The following is a 23711-nucleotide window of genomic DNA, read 5'->3' as shown; positions in this document are numbered from 1 at the left end:
TTGGCTTTTGCACTTGCCTTTGCTCTCGTTCGAGAGAGAACAAAAGCAACGACAAAAGACCAAGACAGGGGTTCTTCACTGCGTTCAGAATGGCGGGCGTTTGTGCCGCCAGCCTATACGCAATCCTTCAAATCCCGCACCAGCTTGTCCACCCGCGCCAGCTCCGTATCCCACGCGAACATGAACCGCGCCGCACCGCCGATAAAGGTGTAAAACAACCAGCCCTTCGCCCGCAGCCGGTCGAGAATCGCATCCGAAGCGGCGAGGAAAACGGCATTCGCCTCCACCGGCCCGACCAGCTTCACGCCGGCGATCCCAGCCACCTGACCCGCGAAGTACGTCGCGCAGTCATTCGCATGGCGTGCGTTCTTCAGCCACGCGCCCGAACCCAGCATCCCCACCCACGGCGCGGCAAGAAACCGCATCTTCGACGCCAGTTGCCCCGCCTGCTTGCAGCGGTAGTCGAAGTCCACCGCCATCTTGCGGTCGAAGAAGACGACCGATTCGCCGACCGCCATGCCGTTCTTCGTGCCGCCGAAGCAAAGCACATCGACCCCGGCCTTCCACGTCATCTCCGCCGGGGTGCAGCCCAGTGCGGCGACGGCGTTCGCGAAGCGCGCGCCGTCCATGTGCAGCGAAAGGCCATGCTCCTTGCAAGTCTCGGACAGCGCCCTCACTTCGGCGGGAGTATAGACGCGGCCAGTCTCGGTCGACTGCGTCATCGTGACGACCTTCGGCTTCGGATAGTGGATATCCATCCGCTTGGTCGCGAGTTCACGGATCGCGGCCGAGCTGAGCTTGCCGTCCTCCGACCGCGCCACCAGCAGCTTGGAGCCGTTCGAGAAGAACTCCGGCGCGCCGCACTCATCCGTCTCCACATGCGCCGAATCGCAGCAGATGATGCCCTGATAAGACTGGCAAAGCGAGGCCAGCGCCAGCGAGTTCGCCGCCGTGCCGTTGAAGACGAAAAACACCTCGCAATCCTTCTCGAAAAGCTCGCGGAAGGCGTCCGCCGCATGCTGCGTCCAAGGGTCGTTGCCGTAAGCCGGCGCATGGCCGTGGTTCGACTCTTCGATGGCCGCCATCGCCTCAGGACAGATACCCGAATAGTTGTCGCTCGCAAACTGCTGTTCTAAAGGAACCATTTCCACCGTATCTTCTTGTTCTTGTTCTCTTGTTTGTCATTCCCGCAGGGAATCTGCTGTTGCTTGTCGTACTTGCTTTTCCTGTTTGTCATCCTCGTAGAGGATCTGCTGTTGTCCCTCTTAATCCCGCACCTGCGCCAGCAAACGCTTCCAGTTCTTCTGATTCCGCCGGTAGCTCTTCTTCAGATCCTCAAGAATTCGCTCAAAATCGGCATGCCCATTCAACCGCCGCCAGGCAGGATTCTTCGAGAACCAGGGATAGTTCTCATTGCCAAGATAGATCGCACGCCGCAGCCAGTGCAGCGCCTCGGACTCATCGCCTTCGAGCGCAAAGTACGTCGCCAGCCGGTAGGCCATCTCGCTATCCGCCTCGGCGGCGGAGAGCGTCTCGTCGATGATGAAGCTCGCCGCCTTCTGCCGCTCGCCCAACTGCACATAGCAGAGAGCGATCGTCGGAAAGACGATGCGCAGGCTGGACTCGTGGCTGATCACGTCTTCGAGCGTCTCAACCGCCTTCGCCGGGTCGCCCATCCGCATCTGCTGATAGCCCAGCGAGATGCGCAGCAGCGGCTGCCGAGGCTCGAGCGTCAGCCCCTTTTCCAGCTCGTCCGCTGCGAGTTCCAGTTGATTCTGATACTGATACACCCGCGCGCGATTGTTATAGATCAACGCCGCATTCGACGGATTCAGCCGCAGCGAGATGTTGAACTGGTCCAGCGCCTCCTCGTACATGCCGTCGATACGCAGTGTCTGTCCCGCGACCAGATGGACGTTCCAGTCGTTCGCCGCCGTCTGTAGCAGGTGCTCGATGCCGTGGCGTGCCGACTCCTTCTCACCGCGCGACAGCAACATATACACGCGATACAGATTCGACTCCACCGACCCAGGATCGAGGCTCAGCGCCTTGTCGAAAGCGCGGCGCGCTTCGAGCACATGCATCTGCCCGCCCAGCCCATGCCGCGCATACTGCAGGTGCGTAATGCCCAGTCCCGACCAGCCCGGCGCATAGTTTGCGTCCTGTTTGGTCACCGACTCGAACAGCTCCCGCGCCCGGTTCAGGTCGTCCCGCGAACCCGTCCGCGACATGAACGACGACAGCACCGCGCGCGCCTGTAGATAGTCCTCCGAGTTCACCTCGGTCAGCGAAGCCGTGCGCGCGCCCTCCGTCGGCTGCAACCCGCCGAAGCCCTGCAGCGTGCTGAAGACCTCGTTGCAGATCTCCGACTGCACCGCCACCAGGTCGAACGACGCCACATTGATCGAACCGCCCGCCTTCACGCTCTGCCCGTTGACGTCCAGTAGCTGCCAGTTCAGGTCGAAGCCTTTGTCCGAGCGCAGAAAATTGCCCGTCAGCACGAAGTTCACCATCAGCTTCTTGCCGATGCTCAGCGGATCGAGCTGCTGCGTCGCAACGGTCGCAAGCGCCGACGAAGGCCGCACCACCAGCGACGGCATCCGCGCCAGCCGCGCGGCGATGGCGTCGGCCAGCGCATAGCCATAGAGCGGCGAAGGCGCATCCGGTCCCTGCCCGCCGAAGTTGATGAACGGCAGTGCGACGATGGTGTTCAGCTTGCTCGCCGCTGGCGAAGAAGACTCGCGAAAACGCTCCGCCAGCATGGAGAGAATGCCCGTCGTCCGCTTCTCTTCCTCCGGAGTATCGAGCGCCAGCCGGCCCTGCGAGGGCATCATCGTAATGGTGCCCTCGCCCGGCATCCCCACCGAGTCCATCTGGTGCGCCATCATGATCGTCTTGAGCGCCTCGCGCACATCGGCGGCCGAGGCAAAGCGCGCCGAGGGCTGCTTCTCGAGGCAGCGGAAGATGACCGACTCCAGCTCCACCGGCAGATGCGGCACGATCTCGCGAATCGGCGTCGGCTCCGCGTACTGAATGGCGCGGATCGATTGAAACTCCTGCGCGTCCGGCCGGTGAAACGGATGCCGCCCGGTCGCAAGCTCATACAGAATCAACCCCAGCGCGAAGATATCCGACTGCACGCTCGATTGCCCGGTGACGAACTGCTCCGGCGCCATGTACGCGATCGTGCCGCCCCGCGCCGTGTACGTCGCGCCCGCCGGCGCCACACGCGGCGCCGCCGGACCGGCGGGATCGAACTCCGCCTCCTCGACGTTGTTGAGCCGCCGAGCCAGGCCGAAGTCCAGAATCTTGATCAGCCCGCCCTCCGTCAGCATGACGTTGGCGGGCTTCAGGTCGCGATGGAAGATGCCGAGGTAATGCGCAGCCGCCAGTCCGTCCGCGATCTGGATTCCGGCCGAGAGCACCAGTTGCAGATTTGCCGGACCAGCCGTGATCAGCTTGTCGAGCGCCTGCCCCGGGATGTACTGCATGACGATGTAGGCTTCGTCGTCCGCCTCGCCCACATCGTAAATCGCGCAGACGTTGGGATGATCGATGGCCGAGGCCAGGCGCGCCTCGCGCAGTTGCGTCATTCGCATCTGCTCAAGCGTCAGCGAACCGCGTTTGAGCAGCTTGAGGACGACAGGCCGCTGCAGCAGCGTATCGTTCGCAAGAAACACGACCCCGCTGCCACCCGTCCCGATCTTGCGTACAAACTCGTAGTGCTCAATGATGCGGCGCTTCATACATCCATTATCGCAAGAGTAACCCTGTGGAGTATGAAGGTGGACCTATTTGCAGCGGTTCGCGATTCGAAATGGGTCGTTCAGTGCCCCTTGCCCCGCTCCCACGGACGCGGCGTCACCGGGTCGTCCTGCCACTTCTGCCGCCGGCCCACAATGAACATGATCATGCCGAAGATGAACATCACCAGCCCCCAGCCCAGGTTCAGGTTGACGCCCATCGACTTCTCATACAGCGCCACATTGCCGCGCGTAAAGATGCCGTACAGGCTCATGATGCCGCCCGTAATCAGGAAGATCAGCCCCAGCGGTACGCGAATATCCAGTCCCATCTCAATCCCCCCTATGCCGCCGTCTTCTTCCAGCCCCGCCCCAAAAGCCTGTCATCCTGAGCGCAGCGAAGGACCTGCGTCTGCACTTCTTTTTTGTCATTCCCGAAGGGAATCTGCTTCTGTCTCTGTCTCTAAGCGAACACCAGATTCAAAACCACCAGCATCCCCAGCACCGCGAACGCCAGCGTCGAAGGCTTCTCGTACCACTCCAGGTGCGTCTCCACCGGCTTCGGCGTCAGCGAGTAAACCAGTCCCACCAGCTCCGACTCCGGCCGCGGCGCCGTCACCATCGAGACCGCCATCGTCACCAGCAGGTTGACCGTGAACGCAAAGATCGCCGTCCAGAAGTTCTGCGCCATGTCGCTCGGGTACGTGTGGACGAGGTGAATCCATGCGCCGTGAATGCCCGGCTGCGCGTCCGCCGGAAGGGTCAGCCCATGATGGACAAGAGCCGCGCCCGTACCGGCCAGCAGGCCCGTAAACGCTCCGTGCCCGGTCGTCCGCTTCCAGAACATGCCCAGCAGGAACGTCGCGAACAGCGGCGCGTTCACCAGCGAGAAGATCAACTGCAGCGCGTCCATGATGTTGTTGAAGCTGGTCGCCGCATACGCCGCCGCGACCGACAGGATCACGCCGCCGATCGTCGCCATCCGGCCCATCCAGAGGTAGTGCTGGTCCGAGCCCTTTTTGTTGATGTACGCCTGATAGATGTCGTAGGTCCAGACCGTATTGAAGGCCGTGACGTTGCCCGCCATGCCGGACATGAAGCTCGCCAGCAGCGCCGTCAGCCCCAGGCCGAGGATGCCCGTCGGGAAGAAGTGCAGCAGCATCACCGGGATCGCGAGATCGTAGTTATAGACCGGGTTGCCGTTCGTATCGAGCACCGGCTTGCCGCTCAGGGCGTCCATCTTCTGTGGAATGATACCGTGCGGATGCGCCTCGTCGAGCGGAACAGCCGAGCCGGGGTTGGCATGCGAGACCACAGCCGCACCCGCGCCAGGCATATGCGAGGTCACCGAGACGGCGATCAGGCCGGGCAGAATGACGAGAAACGGGAAAAACATCTTCGGAATCGCCGCGATCAGCGGCACGCGGCGCGCCGAGACCTCGGAGTCCGCCGCCATGGCGCGCTGAATGACCAGAAAGTCCGTGCACCAGTAGCCGAACGAGAGCACAAACCCGAGCCCCATCGCCAGGCCGACCCACTCCACGCCCAGCGAGTTGGTGGATGCATGCGCCATGCCCTGCCACGAACGCGTCATCGTCGTCGGCAGCGTGTGCTTGATGCCGTCCCACCCGCCCACGTTCTTCAGCCCGATCCACACCAGCGGAGCAAAACCCGCCACGATCAGGAAGAACTGCAGCACCTCGTTATAGATAGCCGACGTCAGGCCGCCAAGGAAGATGTACCCCAGCACGATGACCGCCGACAGAATGACCGAGACGTGGAAGATGTACTGATCCGGAATGATGCCGTGAAAGAGTCCCAGCGCCTGAATCAGCAGCGCCATCGCGTACATCGAAATGCCCGAGCTGAAGACGGTCATGATGGCGAAGGAGAACGCATTCACCGCGCGCGTCTTCTCGTCGAAGCGCATGCGCAGGTACTCCGGCACCGAGCGCGCCTTCGATCCATAGTAGAACGGCATCATGAAGATGCCCACGAAGACCATCGCCGGGATCGCGCCGATCCAGTAAAAATGGCTGGTGATGATGCCGTACTTGGCGCCCGACGCGCCCATGCCGATCACCTCCTGCGCGCCGAGGTTGGCGGAGATGAACGCCAGTCCGCACACCCAGGCCGGGATCGACCGGCCGGCCAGAAAAAAGTCGTTCGACGTGCGCATGTATCGCTTCAGCGCGAAGCCGATGCCCAGCACAAAGATGAAATAGACCAGCATGATCAGCCAGTCGATATAGGTCAGGTTCACGTCAATTCCTCTGGAAACCCGCTGTCCGGATTGTGAGCTTCTGCCGGAACTGTACTTGGTTTCATCACGCGAGTCCAGAGTTTCAAATCGGCCCCTCCCTGGACAGTCGCCAGACAGCCGCCAGCCGATAAAGTTTTTTTATCCGGGCGAATGACCAAAGACCGAAATATGGCATCCTAGGGTCTATAAGCCTGAAAAAGCCTGCGCCTCTGGCGCGTCTGGGCGCGGGAGATTGAATCATTGGAAGCTGAAAAGAACGAAACCTCTGGCCGCGTCGAGCATGCCATTCTGCTGATCGACGACAACGCCGTTCAGGCTGCCACACGGCAGACTATCCTGAAGCGCGCCGGCTACTTCGTCATCGCCGCATTGAATCCCATGCGCGCCCTCGAGCAGTTTCGCGCGGATGAATTCCCCGCTCCGATCGAGCTTGTCATTACCGATCACCTCATGCCCGGGATGACCGGCGCAGAGTTTGTCCGCGAGCTGCGCAAGACACACTCCGGCATCCCGGTCCTCGTCATCAGCGGCCTCGAGGAGGCGGAGCAGGAATACGCCGGCATGAACGTCCTCTTCCGCATGAAACCTCTGCTGCCGGACAATCTCTTGGCGAGCGTTCATCGGTTGATCATGAAGTCCTGAAATAAAAAGGCTTAGCGCCGATGCCACGGTTTGAAGCGCGACCTTGAACGATCTGAGAGAGAGTAACGTGGAATCGGTGAAATTTGGCGCTGATTCTTGTTGCTTGAGTTCGTTTAGCGACGTTTCTTTGGCACATCCGTCCTCCCCTTGAGAGAATAGGACGAGGCCAAATGAATACGCACCCGATGCCGGAGTTCGGCAGCTTCTCCCTCATGCTCGCGCTTGCGCTGAGCGTTTATACCTTTGTCGTCGGCGCGATCTCCCTCTTTCGGTCACATCGCGAGATCGCCCGCGGCGCACAGATCGGCTCCCCCGCGCTCGCGCTTTCGAGCCGCCTGCAGGAGAGCGCGCGCCGGGCCGGCATCGCCAGCTTCGTCGCCGTGCTGGCGGCCGCATTCGCCCTCATCTGGGCCGCGATGACCAACGACTACTCCGTCTCCTACATCCTGCACCACACCAACCGCGAGCTGACGACGGCCTACAAGTTCGCCGCGCTCTGGTCCGGACAGGAGGGTTCGCTCCTGCTCTGGGCTTTCCTGCTCTCGGCCTACGGCTTCGTCCTGCGGGTGCGCCACAAGGTCGACGTCCGGCTCTCGGCCTATGCGTCGACCATTCTCGCCAGCGCGCAGGTCTTCTTCCTGCTGCTGATCACCGAGGCCAGCCACCCCTTCGCCATTCAGCCCGGCCCGGTCGCGGAGAACGGCTTCGGCCTCAATCCCCTCCTCCAGTACCCCGAAATGATCATCCACCCGCCGATGCTCTACCTCGGCTACGTGGGCTTCACCGTTCCTTTCGCCTTTGCGCTCGGCGCACTGATGATGCGCTACCCAGGCGAAAAGTGGATTCACATCACCCGCCGCTGGACGATGGTCACCTGGATGTTCCTCACCTGCGGCATCATGCTGGGCGCGCACTGGGCGTACTCGGTGCTGGGATGGGGCGGCTACTGGGGTTGGGACCCGGTCGAAAACGCCAGCTTGATGCCGTGGCTCACCGGCACCGCCTTCCTCCACTCCGTCATGATGCAGGAAAAACGCGGCATGATGAAGAGCTGGAACGTGTGGCTCATCTTCTCCACCTTCCTGCTGACTCTGCTCGGAACGCTGCTCACCCGCGCCGGCCTCGTCAGCTCCGTCCACGCCTTCGCCCAGTCCAGCATCGGCACCTGGTTCTACGGCTTCATGCTGGTCGTGCTCTCGGTCTGCGTCTTCACCTTCTTCCTCCAGAAGGACCACCTGAAGTCCGAGAATCGCCTCGAGTCCGTCGTCAGCCGCGAAGCCAGCTTTCTTTTCAACAACATGATCCTGCTGGCGGCCTGCTTCGTCGTACTCTGGGGCACGCTCTTCCCCATCCTCAGCGAGTACGTCGACGGCACCAAAACCACGGTTGGCGCGCCGTTCTACAACCGCGTCAACATCCCCATCGGCCTGTTTCTGCTGATGCTGACCGGAGTCGGCCCCCTCCTGGCCTGGCGTTCCACCTCGCTGCGCGCGATCCGCCGCAACTTCGTCCTGCCCGGCATCGCGGTCGTCGCGTCAGCCGTCGTCCTCATCATCGCGGGCGTCCGGCCGTGGTCGGCTGGCGACGACTGGCAGTCCGTCTTCTTCTCGCTGATGGCCTTCTCGGGCGGCGCGGGCGTCATCACCGCCATCTTCGCGGAGTTCCTGCGCGGAGCATCCGTAGTCCGTACCCAGACCGGCCGCAACCTCGCCGCTTCGGCGCTGACACTGGTCCAGCGCAACACGCGCCGGTATGGCGGATACCTCGTCCACTTCGGCATCGTCGTCATGTTCATCGGCATCGCCGGCGGCGCCTTCAACCGCTCGCACGAGCAGGAGATGGGCTTCGGCGACTCCATGCAGATGGGCCCTTATAAGGTCGTCTGCCAGTCCTACACCCAGGACTCGAACCCCGTCTACGAGACCGACTTCGCGCTGCTCGACGTCTACCGCAACGGAAAAAAGGTCACCCAGCTCGCACCCGAGAAGCGCTTCTACCTCGCCAGCTCTACCCCGATGACCGTCGTCGCGCTGCACTCAACCGCCATCTCCGACCTCTACGTCATCTTCGAGGGCCGCAACCCGGACTCCGATAAGCCGATCATCAAGGTCTTCCTCAACCCGCTGATGATCTGGATCTGGATCGGCGTCGTCATCGTCGTCCTCGGCACCATGGTCGCGCTCATTCCCGCAGCCGGAGCCCGCAAGCGCGAGACCTCACCCGCCACCCTGCCCGAATCGCTCACCGAGGTCCACCATGCTTAAGCTCTTCTTTGGTGGAAGCATGGGGATTAAGCCCCATGAAACAACCACGCCGCAAAAGGGCTTTAGCCCTGGGCTTTCGTTGAAGCGCTGCACCCACCTCTTGACCATCGCCCTGCTGGCCGTCGTCATGCTCGGCGCGAACGACCCCGAGGCCCGCTTCAACAAGGTCGGCCACGAGATGATGTGCGTCTGCGGCTGCGGCCAGGTGCTGCTGGAGTGCAACCACGTCGGCTGCCCGGACTCCGCGCGCATGATCGGCGAACTCCACACCCAGATCGACTCAAACACCCCAAGCTCCGCCATCCTGAACTGGTTCGCCGGCAAGTATGGCGCCACCGTCCTTGCCGCGCCCATCCGTGGCGGATTCGATAACGTCGCCTGGATCATGCCGTTTGCCGTCTTCGGCTTCGGCACCCTCGGCACCGCCTTCCTCGTGCAGATGTGGAGCAAGAAGCGCCGCCTGGCCGCCGCGGGCGTCGCCACCGTCGACTCCAACAACTGGGAGAAGATCTCCCCCGAAGCCCGCGCCCTGCGCGAAAAAATCCGCAAGGAGACCGAATACCAGTGAGCCTCCTCGCTAGCATCTCCCTTTCGCTGATCCTCTTCGCCTACATCTTCTGGCCGGAGCGCAACCCCTTCGTCCAGGCCGACAAGACCCGCGTCGACTACCTGCGCGAACGCAAGGACTCGATCTACGAAAACCTGCGCGACCTGAACTTCGAATACCTCGCCGGCAAATACCCCGAACAGGACTACGCCGAACAGCGCGCCAGCCTCGAAGACGAAGCCGCCAGCGTCATGGCCGAGATGGAAGCGCTGGAATCAAGAGGCATCTTCGCAGGTCGCGCCCGCCGATAATTAGCCACAGATGGCTGTCATCCTGAGCGAAGCGAAGGACCTGCTTTGCTCAAATCGCCGACACCGCCCGGGTGCCCCATCCATCGCAGCCTCACCGCGATGGGTGGGACGTACACCGCCCGAACCGGCTACATCAAATGAACCGCATCCACATCCACCACTAAGTTCCTTCTCGGAATCTCCACCGACTCCGCGTGCCGCATCATCGCCCGCAGCGCATCCCCCAGCACCTGCCGCCGCTCGGCCTTCAGCACGAAGTGGAACCGATAAATCCGCTTCAGCCGCGTGATCGGCGCCGCAGCCGGCCCAAGCACCTTGATCCCCACCAGCCCGGTCTTCTGGAACCACCGCCCCAGCGTAGCCGCCCACCCGGCCGCCTCCTCCAGCCTGTCGCTCTGGACGATCACATTCGCCAGCACCGCGAACGGTGGATAGTGCATCCACCGGCGATACTGCATCTCCTTCGCGACGAACCCCGGATAGTTGTGCTCCGCCGCGAACTTCACCGCGTAGTGGTCCGGATGATATGTCTGCACCAGCACCTTCCCCGGCAGCTCCCCGCGCCCCGCCCGGCCCGAGACCTGGGTTAGCAACTGAAACACCCGCTCCGCCGCGCGAAAGTCCGGCAGCCCCAGCGCAAAGTCCGCCCCCACCACACCGACCAGCGTGACGCCGTGGATGTCGTGCCCCTTGGCGATCATCTGCGTCCCGACCAGCAGGTTGATCTCGCCCGCATGCAGTCGCGTCAGCAGCCGTTCCATATCGCTGCGCCCACGTACCGTATCGCGATCCATCCGGCCGATCCGCGCGCCGGGAAAGATCTCCTGCAGCCGCTCCTCGCCCTGCTGCGACCCGACACCCATAAAGTAGAGGTGCTCGCTCTGGCACTTCGGACAGGTCGTCGGCACCGTCCGGCGGAAGCCGCAGTAGTGACACTCCAACCGCTGCCCGGGCTGCGCCATTCCGTCGCCCGTCTCGGCCACCGGCTTGTGGTAAGTCATTGAAATCGCGCAGTTCTCGCACTCGATCTTCTCCCCGCAGCTCCGGCACATGACCACAAACGAGTAGCCGCGCCGGTTCAGCAGGACGATCGCCTGCTCCCCGCGGTCGAGCGTGGCCTGCGTCTCGACGATCAGCCGCCGGCTGAAGATCTCCTCCTTGCCCACCTGCTGGAACTCCGCGCGCATGTCGACCAGCTCCACCGCAGGCAGGGGCCGGTTCGCCACGCGCTTGTGCATCTCGATCAGGTGATACCGCCCGCGTTCGGCGTTCGCCCAGCTCTCGAGCGAAGGCGTCGCCGACCCCAGCACCACTGTGGCCTCGTTCAGCTTCGCGCGCATCACCGCGACGTCGCGGCCGTGGTAGCGCGGCGTCTCCTCCTGTTTGTAGCTCGAGTCGTGCTCCTCGTCGACGATCACCAGCCCCAGCCGCACCATCGGGGCAAAGACCGCCGACCGCGTCCCAACGACGATCCGCGCCTCGCCCCGCCGGATGCGATGCCACTGCTCCGCCCTTTCGTCGGGGGTCAACTGCGAGTGCAGCAACGCGACCTCACCCGCGAACGCCGCATGCATCTGCCCCGCCATCGCCGGGGTCAACCCGATCTCCGGCACCAGCAAGAGCGCGGACCTGCCCGCATCGAGCGCGCGCTGCATCGCCGCAAAGTACACCGCCGTCTTGCCCGAGCCGGTGACGCCGAAGAGCAGATGCGGCCGGAAGCCACCCTTCTCCATCGCGGCGGCAATCGTCCCGACGGCCTCCATCTGCTCCTCGTTCAACGCATGCTCGTGCGCGTGCTTCTTCCCGCCCGAGGCGAGGCCGCCGAGGTGAAAATCCTCCGCCTCCTCCGAAACCGCGACCAGCCCACGCTTCACCAGCGTCCCCAGCGTCGACTCCGGAACCCCGGCCTCGCGCAGGGTCACCTGAAGGTCCCGCACCGGCAGCCGTCCGCCCACCGCCGCCAGCTCCGCCATCACGGCCAGTTGGTTGTCGTTCAGCTTCGGTAAACGCGCACCCGCCTCGGGCTCGACCAGCGCCGCCACCCGATACGTCCGGCGCGCGTCCCGCTCCTCGGCCAGCGCCTCGCGGGTCAACCACTTCTTCCGCACCATGCCTTCGAGCAGCGCCTTGTTCGCCTGCGTCGCGGATCGCAGCGCGCCCATCTTCGCCGGCTCCCCGCTCTCCAGATAGTTCAGCACCGCGTACTCGCGATTCTGCTCCTCCGGGGTCAGCTTCGACCGCCGCGATGAGCCCTTCGCCGCCCCGTCGTACAGCACCCGCCGCCCCGCCTCGGCGATGCGGTAGAGAAACTGCCGCTTCACCTCAGCCGCCAGCGGCAGCATCCCACGCAACACCTCGCCCAGCGGCGCGCAGTAGTAATGCGCAATCCAGGCGGCCAGCTTCATCAACTCACCCGGCAGCACGGGGGCCAGGTCCAGCACCTGCTGCACGGGCTTTGCATCAAACTCCGCCGGAGCCAGATCGTGCAGCTTGACCACCACGCCCATCAACCGCTGCCCGGCAAACGGAACCAGCACCCGCGCACCCACCGCCGGAACCTGCCCGTTCACCGCATAGGTAAAGGTCTGGTCCAGCGGTACAGGCAGGGCGACATCGCAAAAGGCAGGCACACCTTAACCCTACCGGAAATCCTTGGGTTGAATGCACCGCCCTTTGTCTATCATTCCCGAAGGGAATCCGCTTCTGCCTTCGTTTGCCTGACCATGGAAGACTGGGTGCCCCATCCATCGCGCCTGTGCGATGGATGGGACGTAAACCGCTAACCCCGCTTCGGCCCGGTCAACCCAAGCTCCGCCATCACCAACTGCAGGTCCTTCCAGGCCTCGCCCTTCTTCGCCGGATCCCTCAGCAGAAACGCCGGATGATACGTCACGATCGCCTTTGCCCCACGCACATCGCGCCAGCTTCCGCGCAGCGAGGCCAGCGACTGCCGCACCCCGAGCAGATACGTCGCGGCCGTCGCGCCCAGCGCCACGATCACCCGCGGCTGCACCACATCGATCTGCCGCAGCAGGAACGGCGAGCAGGTATTGGCCTCCACTGGCTCCGGCTGACGGTTCGCCGGCGGACGGCACTTCACGATGTTCGCGATATAGACCTCTTCGCGCTTCACGCCCATCGCCTGAATCATGTTGTTCAACAACTGGCCCGCCTTGCCGACGAACGGAATACCGCTCGCGTCCTCATCCGCGCCTGGCCCTTCGCCGACGAACATCAGTCGCGCGTTCGGGTCGCCGTCGGCGAAGACAATCTTATGCCGCCCGGCGTAGGCCAGCGGACACCGGGTGCAGTCGCCGATGTCGAGCCGGATGGCCTCGAGCGCGGCTGCCTTCTCCCCGGCGGGAACCGGAGCGGCAGGCAAAGGAGCGAGCACATTGAACGAGACGGGACGCGGGATGGTCGACTCCACAGGAGAAGCTGACGCCGCGATCGAAACAGGCTTGGCGATCGGCGGAGGCTCGACCGAAGCGACCCGCGCCGCAGGCGCCGCCGCAACCGCTCGAACTTCTACCGGACGCGCCGCCGGAGCTGCCGCTCGCACCCCCTTCGGCGGGTCCGCAATCGGCACAGGATCGCCATCGCGGTAGAAATCGTAGATGCCCATATCCCGAAAGTATTCGAGATACGAGAGCACCGGATGTTGCTTCAGGTCTGGATCGGCTGGCATCGCAAGCCTGAGTCTATCAAGCTCCGCGGAGGATTACGCCGCCGGCTCGACCAGCTTCGCATTCAGCACGAAGGTGACGTGTCCTTGCTTGATCTCGTCCTGCGCGACGCGGCAGGCCTTGGTCGACTTCGAGGCCACCAGTTGAGGAGCACCAGACTGCAACTGCCGGGCACGCCGCGCAGCACCTTTTACCAGGCTGTACTTATTGTGCAGAGCATCGATCGTCGTCATTCGAATGTCCCCCTACCGCAAACTTTACCCGAATCGGTAAATTTGTCCAGAAGATTCGCAACAATGTCGCGCATTATGGGCGATTCATGCACTCCAACGGGGATCTACAGCCGATATATATGGCTTTTTGCCGTACTCGATCAGCCGAAGCTCGCCAGCGCCGCCGCCAGCCGGGGCGATGCCGCGTCCGTCCGGCAGGCCGAGGCCAGCGCCTCGACCCCAGGCTCGCCGCGCTCGCACAGCACGACTGCCCGCATCTCAGCCACGGCCTGGTCGAGCACATCGTTCACCAGCGCGTACTTGTACTCGCGTATGCGCGAAAGCTCCTTGCGCGCCTCCAGCAGCCGCCGCTCGATCACCGACTCCACCGTCATGTGCTCGGCCTCGCTGCGGTTGCGCAGACGCATCTCCAACACCTGAGGGCTGGGCGGCAGGATGAAGATCGAGATCGCCGCCGGCAGCTTCTGCATCACCTGCATCGCACCCTGCACGTCGATGTCGAGCAACAGATCCTTGCCCTCGCTCCGCGCATGCTCGAGCGCCGCCAGCGCCGTGCCGTAGTAGTTGCCGAAGACCTCGGCCCACTCCAGAAACTCGCCCGCCGCAATCATCGCCTCGAACCTATCGCGGGTGGTGAAGTGGTACTCCTGCCCATCCTGCTCCGAGCCGCGCGGAGGCCGCGTCGTATAGGAGATCGAGAAATCCAGCCCCTCGACCAGCGTGCGCAACTGCGAGACCAGCGTCGACTTGCCCGACCCCGAGGGGGCCGAGATGATAAAAAGAATGCCTGCCATGTTGGGTTAAGTGTACCTGCTACGAACGATTGAGTTTTCGGCCCACCCCAAACTCTCGTCATCCTGAACGAAGTGAAGGATCCCTGTATCGGCGCTTGTCTTCTCTGGCGCTACGAAGGCTTTTGTTTGAAAGCTTTTCTTTACTCCAGATTCTGAACCTGCTCCCGCGCCCGCTCGAACTCCAGCTTCATCGCCAACCCAAGCTCCGTGATCCGCAACCCCGCCTCACCCGCCGCCCCGCCGGTCTTCGAAAGCAGCGTATTCGCCTCGCGGTTCAACTCCTGCAGCAGGAAATCCAGCGGCTTGCCGGTCTCGCCGCCGGCGTCCAGCAGCGCCGCAAACCGGGCGACGTGCGTCCGCAGGCGAACGAGCTCCTCCTCGACATCGCCCCGCTCAGCCAGCAACGCAGCCTCAGCCAAAAGCTTCTCCTCCGGAATCGCAGTCTCCACCAACAGCTCGGCCATCCGGGCCTTCAGCCGTTCGAACTGCCTCTGCGTCACCGACGCCCGCAGCTCCGAAGCCTCCTCCACCATCGCCGACACCCGCGCGAGCGACGCCTTCAACTCCGCCGCCAACGCGGCGCCCTCCGCCGCACGCACCGCCTGGTAGGCCTCGAACAGGCCGTCGAGCGTAGCCATCACCGCCGTCGACACCTCGGCGGGATTCCGCCGCCCCGGCGCCGCGTCGGCCGCGACCGTCATCACGCCGGGCATCCGCAGCAGCTCGTGCAGATTCGGATCGGCGGTGAGCCGATGCAGGTGCGACGCATGCTTGAACGCCGCGAGGTACGCCGCCAGCGTCGGCTCATCCAGCGAGAGCTGCACCGCAGGCTTGCCCTCGGGCCTGGCGTCGAACGAAAGAGTGAACTCGATATGGCCCCGGCGGACATGCGCCCGGATCGCCCGACGCAGCTCAGCCTCGAGCGCATCCAGCCCGCCCGGCAGGCGAAGCTGCAGATCGAAGTGGCGATGATTCACCGACTTCAGCGTCAGGCTGAAGCCGTCGCCGGTCTCCGGCACACAGCCCTGGACCGTTGCGTACCCGGTCATCGAAAGTACACTGTTCTCGCTCAAGACAATCCTTCCACCGCGTCAGGGTCGGCTCCCGCCGCCTCCGGGCCGTCGCTGGCAAACTGCAGATCGTACAGCCGCTTGTAGGTGCCGGAGTGCGCCAGCAACTCGTCGTGCGTGCCCTGCTCGACGATACGGCCACGGTCCAGAACCACGATACGCGTCGCGCGCCGCACCGTCGAGAGCCGGTGCGCGATCACGAAAACCGTCCTCCCCTGCATTAAGTTTTGCAGTGCAAGCTGCACAAACGATTCACTTTCCGCATCCAGCGCACTGGTCGCCTCGTCGAGGATCAAGATCGGCGCATTCTTCAAAATCGCGCGCGCGATCGCCAGCCGCTGACGCTCGCCCCCGCTCAGCCGCACGCCCTTTTCCCCGATCTTCGTGTTGTAGCCATCCGGCATGCGCAGGATGAAGTCATGCGCGAGCGCCATCTTCGCCGCCTCTTCCACGCGCTTCAACGGCACATCCGGCTGGCCGTAGGCGATGTTGTTCCGCACCGTGTCGTTGAAGAGGACCGTCTCCTGCGTCACCTTGCCGATCTGCTTGCGCAGGCTTTCGATGGTCACATCGCGCAGGTCGTGGCCGTCCAGCTTTACAGCGCCCTCGTTCACGTCGAAGAAGCGCGGAATCAGGTTGACCAGCGAGGACTTGCCCGCGCCGCTCGGCCCAACCAGAGCGATCATCTCTCCGCGCTTCACGATCAGGTTGATCTCGTGCAGCACCTGCACGGTCTCGCCGCCGTCCTCATAGCCGAATCCGACCTGGTCGAAGTGAATCTCGTCGCTAAAGCCTTTCAGATGAACGGCGCGCTTCTTTTCACGGACGTCGTCCTGCGCGTCCATGAAGCGGAAGATCTCCTCACTCGCACCCAGCGCCTGCTGGAAGGAGTTGTAGAAGCCGGCGAACTTGCGCACCGGATCGTACAGCGCGACGACCATCAACAGAAAGCTGACGAACTCGCCCATCGTCATATAGCCGCGCTGGATACGAATGCGTCCGAGGTAGAGCAGCAGCGCGATCACCACCGAGCCCAGCCAGTCCATCAGGGGCGAACTGATCGCCTGCACGCGGATGAAGCGCATGTTCGCGCTCAGCAGACGGTCAGCGGCGCGACGAAAGCGCTGCATCTCCCACAACTCCATCCCGAAGGCCTTGACGATGCCGTTGCCCGTGATGGTCTCGTGCAGAATGTTCTGAATCTCGGCGAGCTTATCCTGCCCCCTGCGGGTCGTCTGGCGAACGCTGCGTCCGATCCGGCGGGTCGAGCTGACCACCACCGGCACGAAGAGCAGCAGGATCCAGGCGAGCTTTCCACCCACCAGAACGACCGCCCCGACGGTGAAGACAAGGGTAAAGCTCTGCTGCAGGAAATCCCCCAAAACGCTTGATAATGCAGCCTGTACACGCTCAATGTCATTGATGAGCGTGGACAGGATGATCCCCGTCGGGTTCTTCTGAAAGAACGCGACAGACCGTCGCAGCACGGCGTTGTACAGGTCGTTGCGCAGGTCGGTGATCATGCCGAAGCCGGCCTTGTTCACCAGGTACGTGCCGCCATAGTCGCACAGGCTCTTGATCAGCGCGGAGCCGACGAGCGCCACCGCCACCACCGTCCACGCGTTATGGAAGTAGCTGGGGACGAACCGCTGCAGGTTCACGGTGCGGTCGGAGTGTGGGACGTGGAAGAGCAGCACCAGACCCGGCGGCGCATCCGGGTTCAACACCTTGTCGAAGATTGGCGAGATCAGCAGCAGCCGAAACGCGCTCAGCGCGCCCACCACCGCCATCATCAAGACCGAGAGCAACGAGTAGATCGCGTACGGGCGGGCGTACAGCATCAATCGCCAGAGACGCCTCATGCCCAGCCTCGATCTTTTCCACGTTCCGCCACAGCTTCATCATAGCGTGCGACGGCCCAGCCCAACCGGACGAACCGGAGTAGTTGGGCCGCGCAAGGTATTGGCTACTTCCCGCTCTTCAGCGGCGTCTTCGACGGCATCGCCGCGTAGTTGTAGAGCGACGCCGCGACGAACTTCTCCGCCCCGGCCATGCCGTAGACCTTCCCCGAGCCCTCGATGACGAAGTACTCGTTCGCCGCGTGCGCGCCGCCTCCGTAGCCAATGCCCGCGCCGCAGATCGGAATATTCAGCGGCACAATGTTCGGATCTCCCTGGAGGTGATCGGTAAACAGGTAGGCCGGCCAGGCACCCGCCATCGCGGAAGCGCTGCTGAGAACCGCCGAGGCCTCACTCGAGATCGGCTCGTGCGGAACGCTGAACTGATCCAGCGTAGCCGCCAGCGCATGGCCGATATCCGAGTCGGCCGAACCCTTCGACCACGGCTGATCACCGATAAGACGCAACTGTACATCTTTGTAACCATTTGCATCCAACTGCGCACGTATCGCTTTCAGAATATCGGCCGAGTGCATGTTCGGCATGTAGCGAATGCTGTGCTTCGAGGTGATCTTGTTCGGCAGGATCGCGCCCGACCCGCCGGCATACATATTGCCACCCCAGATGCCGTCCAGGTTGAAGGCCGTACCCGACCGCAGCGCCTTCATCGTCACATAGGGGTCGTCCGAGATGAACCGGGCCACACCCAGATTCTCCGCCGCGACCTTCAGATCCGCGTGGGCGGCGCCCGCCTTGATCTTGGCGTCTTCGGCAGGCGTCAGCGGGACAATGCCGTCCGTAAAGCCTTTGATCTTCGGCGAGTTACCGTCGTCCGACGTGATCGACGAAAGCATCTTGATGTGGCGCCACGCCGGGCTGTCGACCGCCCGCTTGAAGACGCCGTGAATGTCGGACTTCGTCGGCCCGCGACCCCACGCCGTGCCGCTGGTCGTCAGCTCGATGTACATCAGCCCCTCGGACCCGGACATCATAGACGCGCCGCCGGTCAGCCCCTGGAAGCCGAACATCAGCATGGCGTCCGCCGGCTTCAGCAGCTCCGGATGCGTTGTGACGAACTTCCGCAGGCCCATGGACATGCGCTCCTCATCGCCCTCCGCGACGAAGATCACGTTGACTGGCAGTTTGCCGTTCGCCGCCTTCATGGACATGAGGGCGTTCAGCTCCGTAATCTCAGGCCCCTTGGAGTTCGTCGCGCCGCGCCCGACCAGCACCTTCGGATACGGCAGGCCGATAGTCTTACCCTCAACCACTTTTCCTTCGAACGGCGGAGATACCCACAGGTCGGGCTGCGTGACAGGCATCGTGTCGTACATCCAGTAGATGAAGACCGTCTTCGGCGCGCCCTCGTCGCATTTCGCGTAGACGACCGGGTTGCCGGGCTGTCCCCACTCGGTCATGCCCATGTCGTAGACCTTGGTCTCCTGGCACCCCAGCTTATCGAACATGCCCTTCACCATCTCGGCGGTCTCGGGAATCCCCTCACCCGAGTTCGAGATGGACGGCTGCTTGATCCAGTTCTGGAAATTTTCCACATGCTCATCGATGTGCGCGTCGATGTAGTCGAAGACCTTCTTCATCTCGGGCGTCGTCTTCGCCGGATCAGGTCCGATGGTTGTGTCGCCATTCGGCCGAATTCCAAGGGTCGATTTCGCGACAGCCGTCGGAACCGGAGCGCTCTCCTTTTTGCAGCCGGAGAGCGCCAGGATCGGCAGGAGACACAGAGAGATCAGTATCGGACGCATCGTAAATCTCCTATTTTTTGTTCATGTTGCAAGTGATATTGAATCTACTGGACGGGCGTCTTGGGGCGGATCGGCACGGTCGTCGTCTTCGCATAGTTCAGTACCGTGGCCGCGACGTACTTCTCTGCCGTCGCCATGCCCGGCGTCCTCCCCTTGCCCTCGATGACGAAGTATTCATTCGCCGCATGCGCGCGGCCGCCGGCCGAGAAGCTACCGAAGGTCATGCCCATCGGCATCGACGCCGTGCCGATCTTCTCACCCACCTCGCCGTCGGTGAACAGATACGACGGCCAGTAGCCCCCGGCGACCGGGCGATCCATCACGGCGGGGTAGCCGGGCATCGGTCCATCGAACGCCGTCTTGGGAGCTTCCTTCGGCGCATCGGGCTTGGCCGCGTCCTTGGGCGCATCCTTCGACGAGGACGAGCCGAAGAACATCGCCATCGAGTCCAGCGCGTTCATTCCCATCAGCGCCATCGCCTGGTTATGCGCAGTGGTGATGTCGTTCTTCGGGCTCGAACCGCGCGACCACGGCACGTCGCCGATCAGCTTCACCTGTACGTCCGGGTAGCCGTTCGCGTCGAGCTGCGCACGCAGCTTCTTCACCAGGTCCGGCCCGTTCATCTTTGGCACGTAGCGGATGTTGTGCTTGGAGGTGATCTTGTTCGGCAGAATCGCGCCCGCGCCGCCGGCGTACATATTGCCGCCCCAGATGCCGTCGAGGTTGAAGCTCGTTCCGTACTGCAGCATCTTCAGCATGGTCGCGGGATCGTCCGAGGTGAAGCGCGCGACGCCGACCGCCTTGGCCGCGGCCTTCAGGTCCATCTTCGACCCGGCCAGCTTCAGCATGTCGAGCTGCTGCGGTGTGGGCTGCTCCATGTTGTCGAGGAAACCCTTGATAAGAGGCGTGTTGCCGTCTTTGGACGTCAGCGAGGCGAGCATCTGGATATGCCGCCACGCCGGGCTGTCGGCCGCGCGCTTCCAGATGCCGTGGATGTCCGATTCGGTCGGACCGCGTCCCCACGACGTGCCGCTGGTGGTCAGCTCCACGTAGACGCAGCCTTCGGACGGCCCGCCCGCGTAGAGCGCATCGGCATCCTTCAGCAGGTCGGAGTGCTGCTTCATGAACTGCCGCAGACCGACGGACATGCGCTCCTCGTCGCCTTCGGCGAGGAAGATGACGTTGACCGGCAGCTTGCCGCCCATCGACTCCTTTAGCGCGGTGAGCGCATTCAGCGTCACCATCTGGCTGCCCTTGGTGTTCACGGCGCCGCGCGCGATCATGACCTTGGTCGCTCCCGGAACACCCGCGACCTCGCCGGAGACGATGCGTCCCTCGAACGGCGGCGCGATCCACGCGTCCGGCTGGGTGACCGGCATCGTGTCGTACATCCAGTAGAAGGCCAGCGTCTTGGGCGCGCCGAAGTCGCATTTGGCGTAGACGACCGGGTTGCCGGGGCTGCCGTACTCGGTCATCCCCACATCGTAGACCTTGGTCGACTGGCAGCCGAACTTGTCGAACATGCCCTTCACCATCTCGGCCGACTCGGGAATGCCCTCGCCGGAGTTCGAGATGGATGGCTGCCTGACCCAGTTTTGCAGGTTTTCCACATGCTCGTCGATGTGCTCGTCGATGTATTCAAAGGTCTTCGTCAGCTCCGGCGACATCTTGCTCTGATCGAAGGTGATGGTCTCGTCGCCATGCGGACGAATGCCCAGCTTGGCCTTCGCGGCCGTCGCAGCGGTGGGGGCTGGCTTCTGCTTGCAGCCGGCGACGAGGAGGACAGGCATCAGGCAAAGACAGGTCAGCTTGGAACGCATGGCGTAGGCTCCTGAAGGCGCGGCTGGGTATTCCGTTGTGAAAAATCGAGTGCGGGTAAGTTGAATCTAGTGAGGAGTTTTTGCGACGTCAAGGCAGAGCGCGCATCTTGAATGCGGCCCATTCACACACACGTTGTTATCCTGCGCGGAGCGAAGGATCTGCGGTTTGAACTCGCGATAAAGGCGGTGCAAAACGCAGGTCCTTCGCTTCGCTCAGGATGACAGCATTCCGGGGTTGGAGACTACCGCGGCATATCCCGATGCGCCGTCTTCACCCGATACCCCTCGGCCTCCAGCCGCCGCTTCATCTCCTCGGCGATGAAGACCGACCGGTGCTGCCCGCCGGTACACCCGAACGCCACCGTCAGATAGCTCTTGCCCTCCTGTATATAGTGGGGCAGCAAAAACTTGAGCATGTCGGTCGTCTTTTCGAGGAATTCACCGGTTTGGGGAAACTGCTGGACGTAAGCCGCAACCTTGGGATGCTTGCCGGTCAGGTCGCGGAACTCGGGAACAAAGTGCGGGTTCGGCAGGAAGCGCACATCGAAGACGAGGTCGGCGTCGGCCGGCACGCCGTTCTTGAAGCCGAAGCTCATCGACGAGATCGTCAGATTCTTGCCGCTGCCCTCCTGCTGCTCGAACTGCGCGTTGATGTGCGCGCGCAGCTCGTGGACGTTGAACCGCGTCGTCTCGAGGATGATGTCGGCTACGTTGCGGATCGGGTCCAACCGCTTGCGTTCGGCCTTGATGGATTCGAGCACGGTCTCGCCACGGCCCATGGGGTGCGGGCGGCGCGTCTCCGAGAAGCGCCGGACCAGCGCGTCCTCGCTTGCCTCCAGGAAGACGACGCGGGTCGAAAGCACGCGGCGCACCTTCTTCAGGATGGCGGGAAAACGGTCGAGCCGGTTGCCCTCGCGCACGTCGACGACCAGCGCCGCGCGCTCGATCTCGCCCGATCCGCGCACGAGATCCGCGAAGGACGGGATCAGGTCCAGCGGCAGGTTGTCGACCGAGTAATAGCCGAGATCCTCGAACGCCTTCAGCGCGGAGGCCTTGCCCGAACCGGACATCCCGGTCAGGATGACCAGCTCGCGCTGGCTCTGGGGCTGGACCTCCGAGGTGGACTTGGCCGCGACCGTCTTCTTTGCGGCCTTCTTCGACACCGTCTTTGCAGGCTTGCTCTTGGCCGCGACTCGTTTGCGAATCATGGTCAGATCGTAGCATCGCATGGGCTCGCGTAGGAACCTCGCGTTGCGAAGCGGCTCAGGAGACCGTGTGAGCCGTAAAGATCGTGTGCCGCGCCTTGCCCGCCGTCTTCGCGTCGTACATGGCGCGGTCGGCGTCGCGCATCATCTCCTCGGCCGACCGATAGTGCAGATCGCCGACGATGATGCCGATGCTCGCCGTGACCTGCGCCTCCACCGCCCGGTCGCCGGCAAGCGAGGCCAGCGGAATCGGCATGCCGATCTCGCACTGAATCCGCTCCGCCACGGCGCCGACCGTGGCGATGCCGCCGGCGTCGTCGATCTCGTCGAGCAGCAGCGCAAACTCATCGCCGCCGAAGCGCGCGATCGTGTCCTGCGGACGCAGGCAGCGGCGAAGGCGCTCCGCGATCACCAGCAGCAGCGCGTCGCCCGAGGCATGGCCGTACGTGTCGTTCACCAGCTTGAAGCCGTCGAGATCGATGAAGAAGATGGAGAAGTTCCGGTCCGGGCGGCGGCGCATCCGCGACATCGTCAGCTCCAGCCGGTCGAGGAACAGCGCCCGGTTTGCCAGGCCGGTCAGTACATCGTGCAGCGCGGTGAAGCGCAGCCGCTCCTCCTGCCGCTTCTGCTCGCGGATGTCCCGGTAGGTAACGAGCAGGGCTCGCGTCTCGCCGCCCAGCCGCACCGGCGAAACCATCACCGAGACGTCGATCAGCTCCCCGGAGCTCGCCTGCCGGCTGCTCTCGATCGACGCACGCCCCTCGACGAGAAGCTGGTGTTCGATCACCTCGATCTCGTGGCGCAGCCCGTCGGGGATGAGGAGATCGGCCAGATCCTGACCGGCGCATCCGGCCGCCGAGTATCCGAAGAGTTCGACAAAATGGCGATTCACATACCGCACACGCGTGCCATTGACGATGACCGCAGCCTCAGGCGCCGCCTCCAGCAACTCCTTGAGCAGCCGGCCTTCGTTCTCTGCCGCATGGTCGCGCGCGGCGGGATCTTCCATGGCGAGAATTAGCCTGCAGCGTCGTCCATCGAGCGCCGCCGCCTTGACCGCGCAGTTCACCGGCAGGGGCGGCCCATTGCGACGCATCAGGGCTCCCTCGAAGCGTTCGCGCGCGCCGTCGGCGGGCAGCTCCACCGGCTCCGCAAAGAGGTCTTCCAGCGTGACAGGACGGGCTCCGCTCAGGCTCAGCATCCGCTTCGCCAGCGTGTTCCAGGCGACGATTTGGCCGTCACGTTCGGCGAAGGCCATGCAGGGCAGCAGATCGAACATCAGCCCGAAGCCGCTGATCTCGTCTGGAAGCTCATCGGAACGCACAAGATCGAATGCCGTTTCGTCTACGGCGATGGCTTGGCTCTGCTGCTCCATGCGGCGGTGTCCTCGTAGCGCCTATCGGCAGACCCCGCCGGGACATGAGCCTTGGACCGATAGCCGCTCTTCCCCTGGGAAGAGCGGCTATCGGTTG

General features: G+C 63.4%; 18 protein-coding genes. 4 read left to right on the top strand and 14 right to left on the bottom strand.

All coding sequences use genetic code 11. The annotated features are described in order from the left end of the window. Positions 1-113: 113 nt before the first annotated feature. The 4 genes from CHB87_RS04915 to CHB87_RS04900 all read right to left on the bottom strand — a co-directional run bounded on the left by CHB87_RS04915 (position 114) and on the right by CHB87_RS04900 (position 6006). Positions 114-1145, bottom strand: a complete 1032-nt coding sequence (locus tag CHB87_RS04915; protein ID WP_089407235.1) for a threonine aldolase family protein — start codon at positions 1143-1145, stop codon at positions 114-116. Positions 1146-1265: 120 nt separating this feature from the next. Further along, the gene (locus CHB87_RS04910) at positions 1266-3746 is read right to left on the bottom strand and encodes a serine/threonine-protein kinase (RefSeq protein WP_089407234.1); all 2481 of its coding nucleotides are present in this window, start codon (positions 3744-3746) and stop codon (positions 1266-1268) included. A gap of 80 nt (positions 3747-3826) precedes the next feature. Next, positions 3827-4075, bottom strand: coding sequence for a hypothetical protein (locus CHB87_RS04905; RefSeq protein WP_089407233.1), 249 nt, complete (start codon positions 4073-4075; stop codon positions 3827-3829). Positions 4076-4206: 131 nt separating this feature from the next. Continuing rightward, positions 4207-6006, bottom strand: coding sequence for a sodium:solute symporter family protein (locus CHB87_RS04900; protein WP_176441595.1), 1800 nt, complete (start codon positions 6004-6006; stop codon positions 4207-4209). Positions 6007-6246: 240 nt separating this feature from the next. Here CHB87_RS04900 and CHB87_RS04895 point away from each other — a divergent pair, with 240 nt between their 5' ends. The 4 genes from CHB87_RS04895 (at position 6247) to CHB87_RS04880 (ending at position 9770) form a co-directional block, all read left to right on the top strand. Next, entirely contained in the window at positions 6247-6648 is a 402-nt protein-coding gene (locus CHB87_RS04895; RefSeq protein WP_089407232.1) for a response regulator, read from the top strand. Between the two features lie 170 nt (positions 6649-6818). After that, positions 6819-8912: a heme lyase CcmF/NrfE family subunit gene (locus CHB87_RS04890; RefSeq protein WP_245817810.1), complete on the top strand. Its 2094-nt coding sequence runs from the start codon at positions 6819-6821 to the stop codon at positions 8910-8912. 19 nt (positions 8913-8931) lie between these two features. Beyond that, entirely contained in the window at positions 8932-9480 is a 549-nt protein-coding gene (locus CHB87_RS04885) for a cytochrome c-type biogenesis protein (RefSeq protein ID WP_089407231.1), read from the top strand. Next, positions 9477-9770: a hypothetical protein gene (locus CHB87_RS04880; RefSeq protein WP_089407230.1), complete on the top strand. Its 294-nt coding sequence runs from the start codon at positions 9477-9479 to the stop codon at positions 9768-9770. Before CHB87_RS04885 ends, CHB87_RS04880 begins: the two co-directional genes overlap by 4 nt. Positions 9771-9898: 128 nt before the next feature. Here CHB87_RS04880 and priA read toward each other — a convergent pair whose 3' ends face one another. From priA to CHB87_RS04830, 10 genes are all read right to left on the bottom strand, one after another. Further along, complete coding sequence (gene priA, locus CHB87_RS04875) at positions 9899-12400, bottom strand: replication restart helicase PriA (RefSeq protein WP_089407229.1); 2502 nt, start codon at positions 12398-12400, stop codon at positions 9899-9901. Between the two features lie 149 nt (positions 12401-12549). Continuing rightward, entirely contained in the window at positions 12550-13458 is a 909-nt protein-coding gene (locus CHB87_RS04870) for a uracil-DNA glycosylase (RefSeq protein ID WP_245817809.1), read from the bottom strand. A 33-nt stretch (positions 13459-13491) separates the two neighbouring features. Then, positions 13492-13689, bottom strand: coding sequence for a DNA-directed RNA polymerase subunit omega (gene rpoZ / locus CHB87_RS04865; protein WP_089407228.1), 198 nt, complete (start codon positions 13687-13689; stop codon positions 13492-13494). Between the two features lie 140 nt (positions 13690-13829). Continuing rightward, on the bottom strand, positions 13830-14483 hold the full coding sequence (gmk, locus tag CHB87_RS04860) for a guanylate kinase (RefSeq protein ID WP_089407227.1): 654 nt from the start codon (positions 14481-14483) through the stop codon (positions 13830-13832). 140 nt (positions 14484-14623) lie between these two features. Continuing rightward, positions 14624-15556 (bottom strand): YicC/YloC family endoribonuclease, encoded by a 933-nt coding sequence (locus CHB87_RS04855; protein WP_245817808.1) that lies wholly within the window; start codon positions 15554-15556, stop codon positions 14624-14626. Next, complete coding sequence (locus CHB87_RS04850; RefSeq protein WP_089407225.1) at positions 15553-17415, bottom strand: ABC transporter ATP-binding protein; 1863 nt, start codon at positions 17413-17415, stop codon at positions 15553-15555. Before CHB87_RS04850 ends, CHB87_RS04855 begins: the two co-directional genes overlap by 4 nt. A 104-nt stretch (positions 17416-17519) precedes the next feature. After that, entirely contained in the window at positions 17520-19214 is a 1695-nt protein-coding gene (locus tag CHB87_RS04845) for a M20/M25/M40 family metallo-hydrolase (protein ID WP_089407224.1), read from the bottom strand. A gap of 44 nt (positions 19215-19258) precedes the next feature. Then, complete coding sequence (locus CHB87_RS04840) at positions 19259-21034, bottom strand: M20/M25/M40 family metallo-hydrolase (RefSeq protein WP_089407223.1); 1776 nt, start codon at positions 21032-21034, stop codon at positions 19259-19261. A gap of 242 nt (positions 21035-21276) precedes the next feature. After that, on the bottom strand, positions 21277-22242 hold the full coding sequence (gene rapZ, locus CHB87_RS04835) for an RNase adapter RapZ (protein WP_089407515.1): 966 nt from the start codon (positions 22240-22242) through the stop codon (positions 21277-21279). A 55-nt stretch (positions 22243-22297) separates the two neighbouring features. Then, entirely contained in the window at positions 22298-23614 is a 1317-nt protein-coding gene (locus CHB87_RS04830) for a sensor domain-containing diguanylate cyclase (RefSeq protein ID WP_089407222.1), read from the bottom strand. Positions 23615-23711 lie beyond the last annotated feature (97 nt).

Source organism: Granulicella rosea, assembly GCF_900188085.1.
Taxonomy (GTDB): Bacteria; Acidobacteriota; Terriglobia; order Terriglobales; family Acidobacteriaceae; genus Edaphobacter; species Edaphobacter rosea.
Note: the sequence above shows the minus strand (reverse complement) of the source record. Positions and strands in the feature narration are given on the sequence as shown.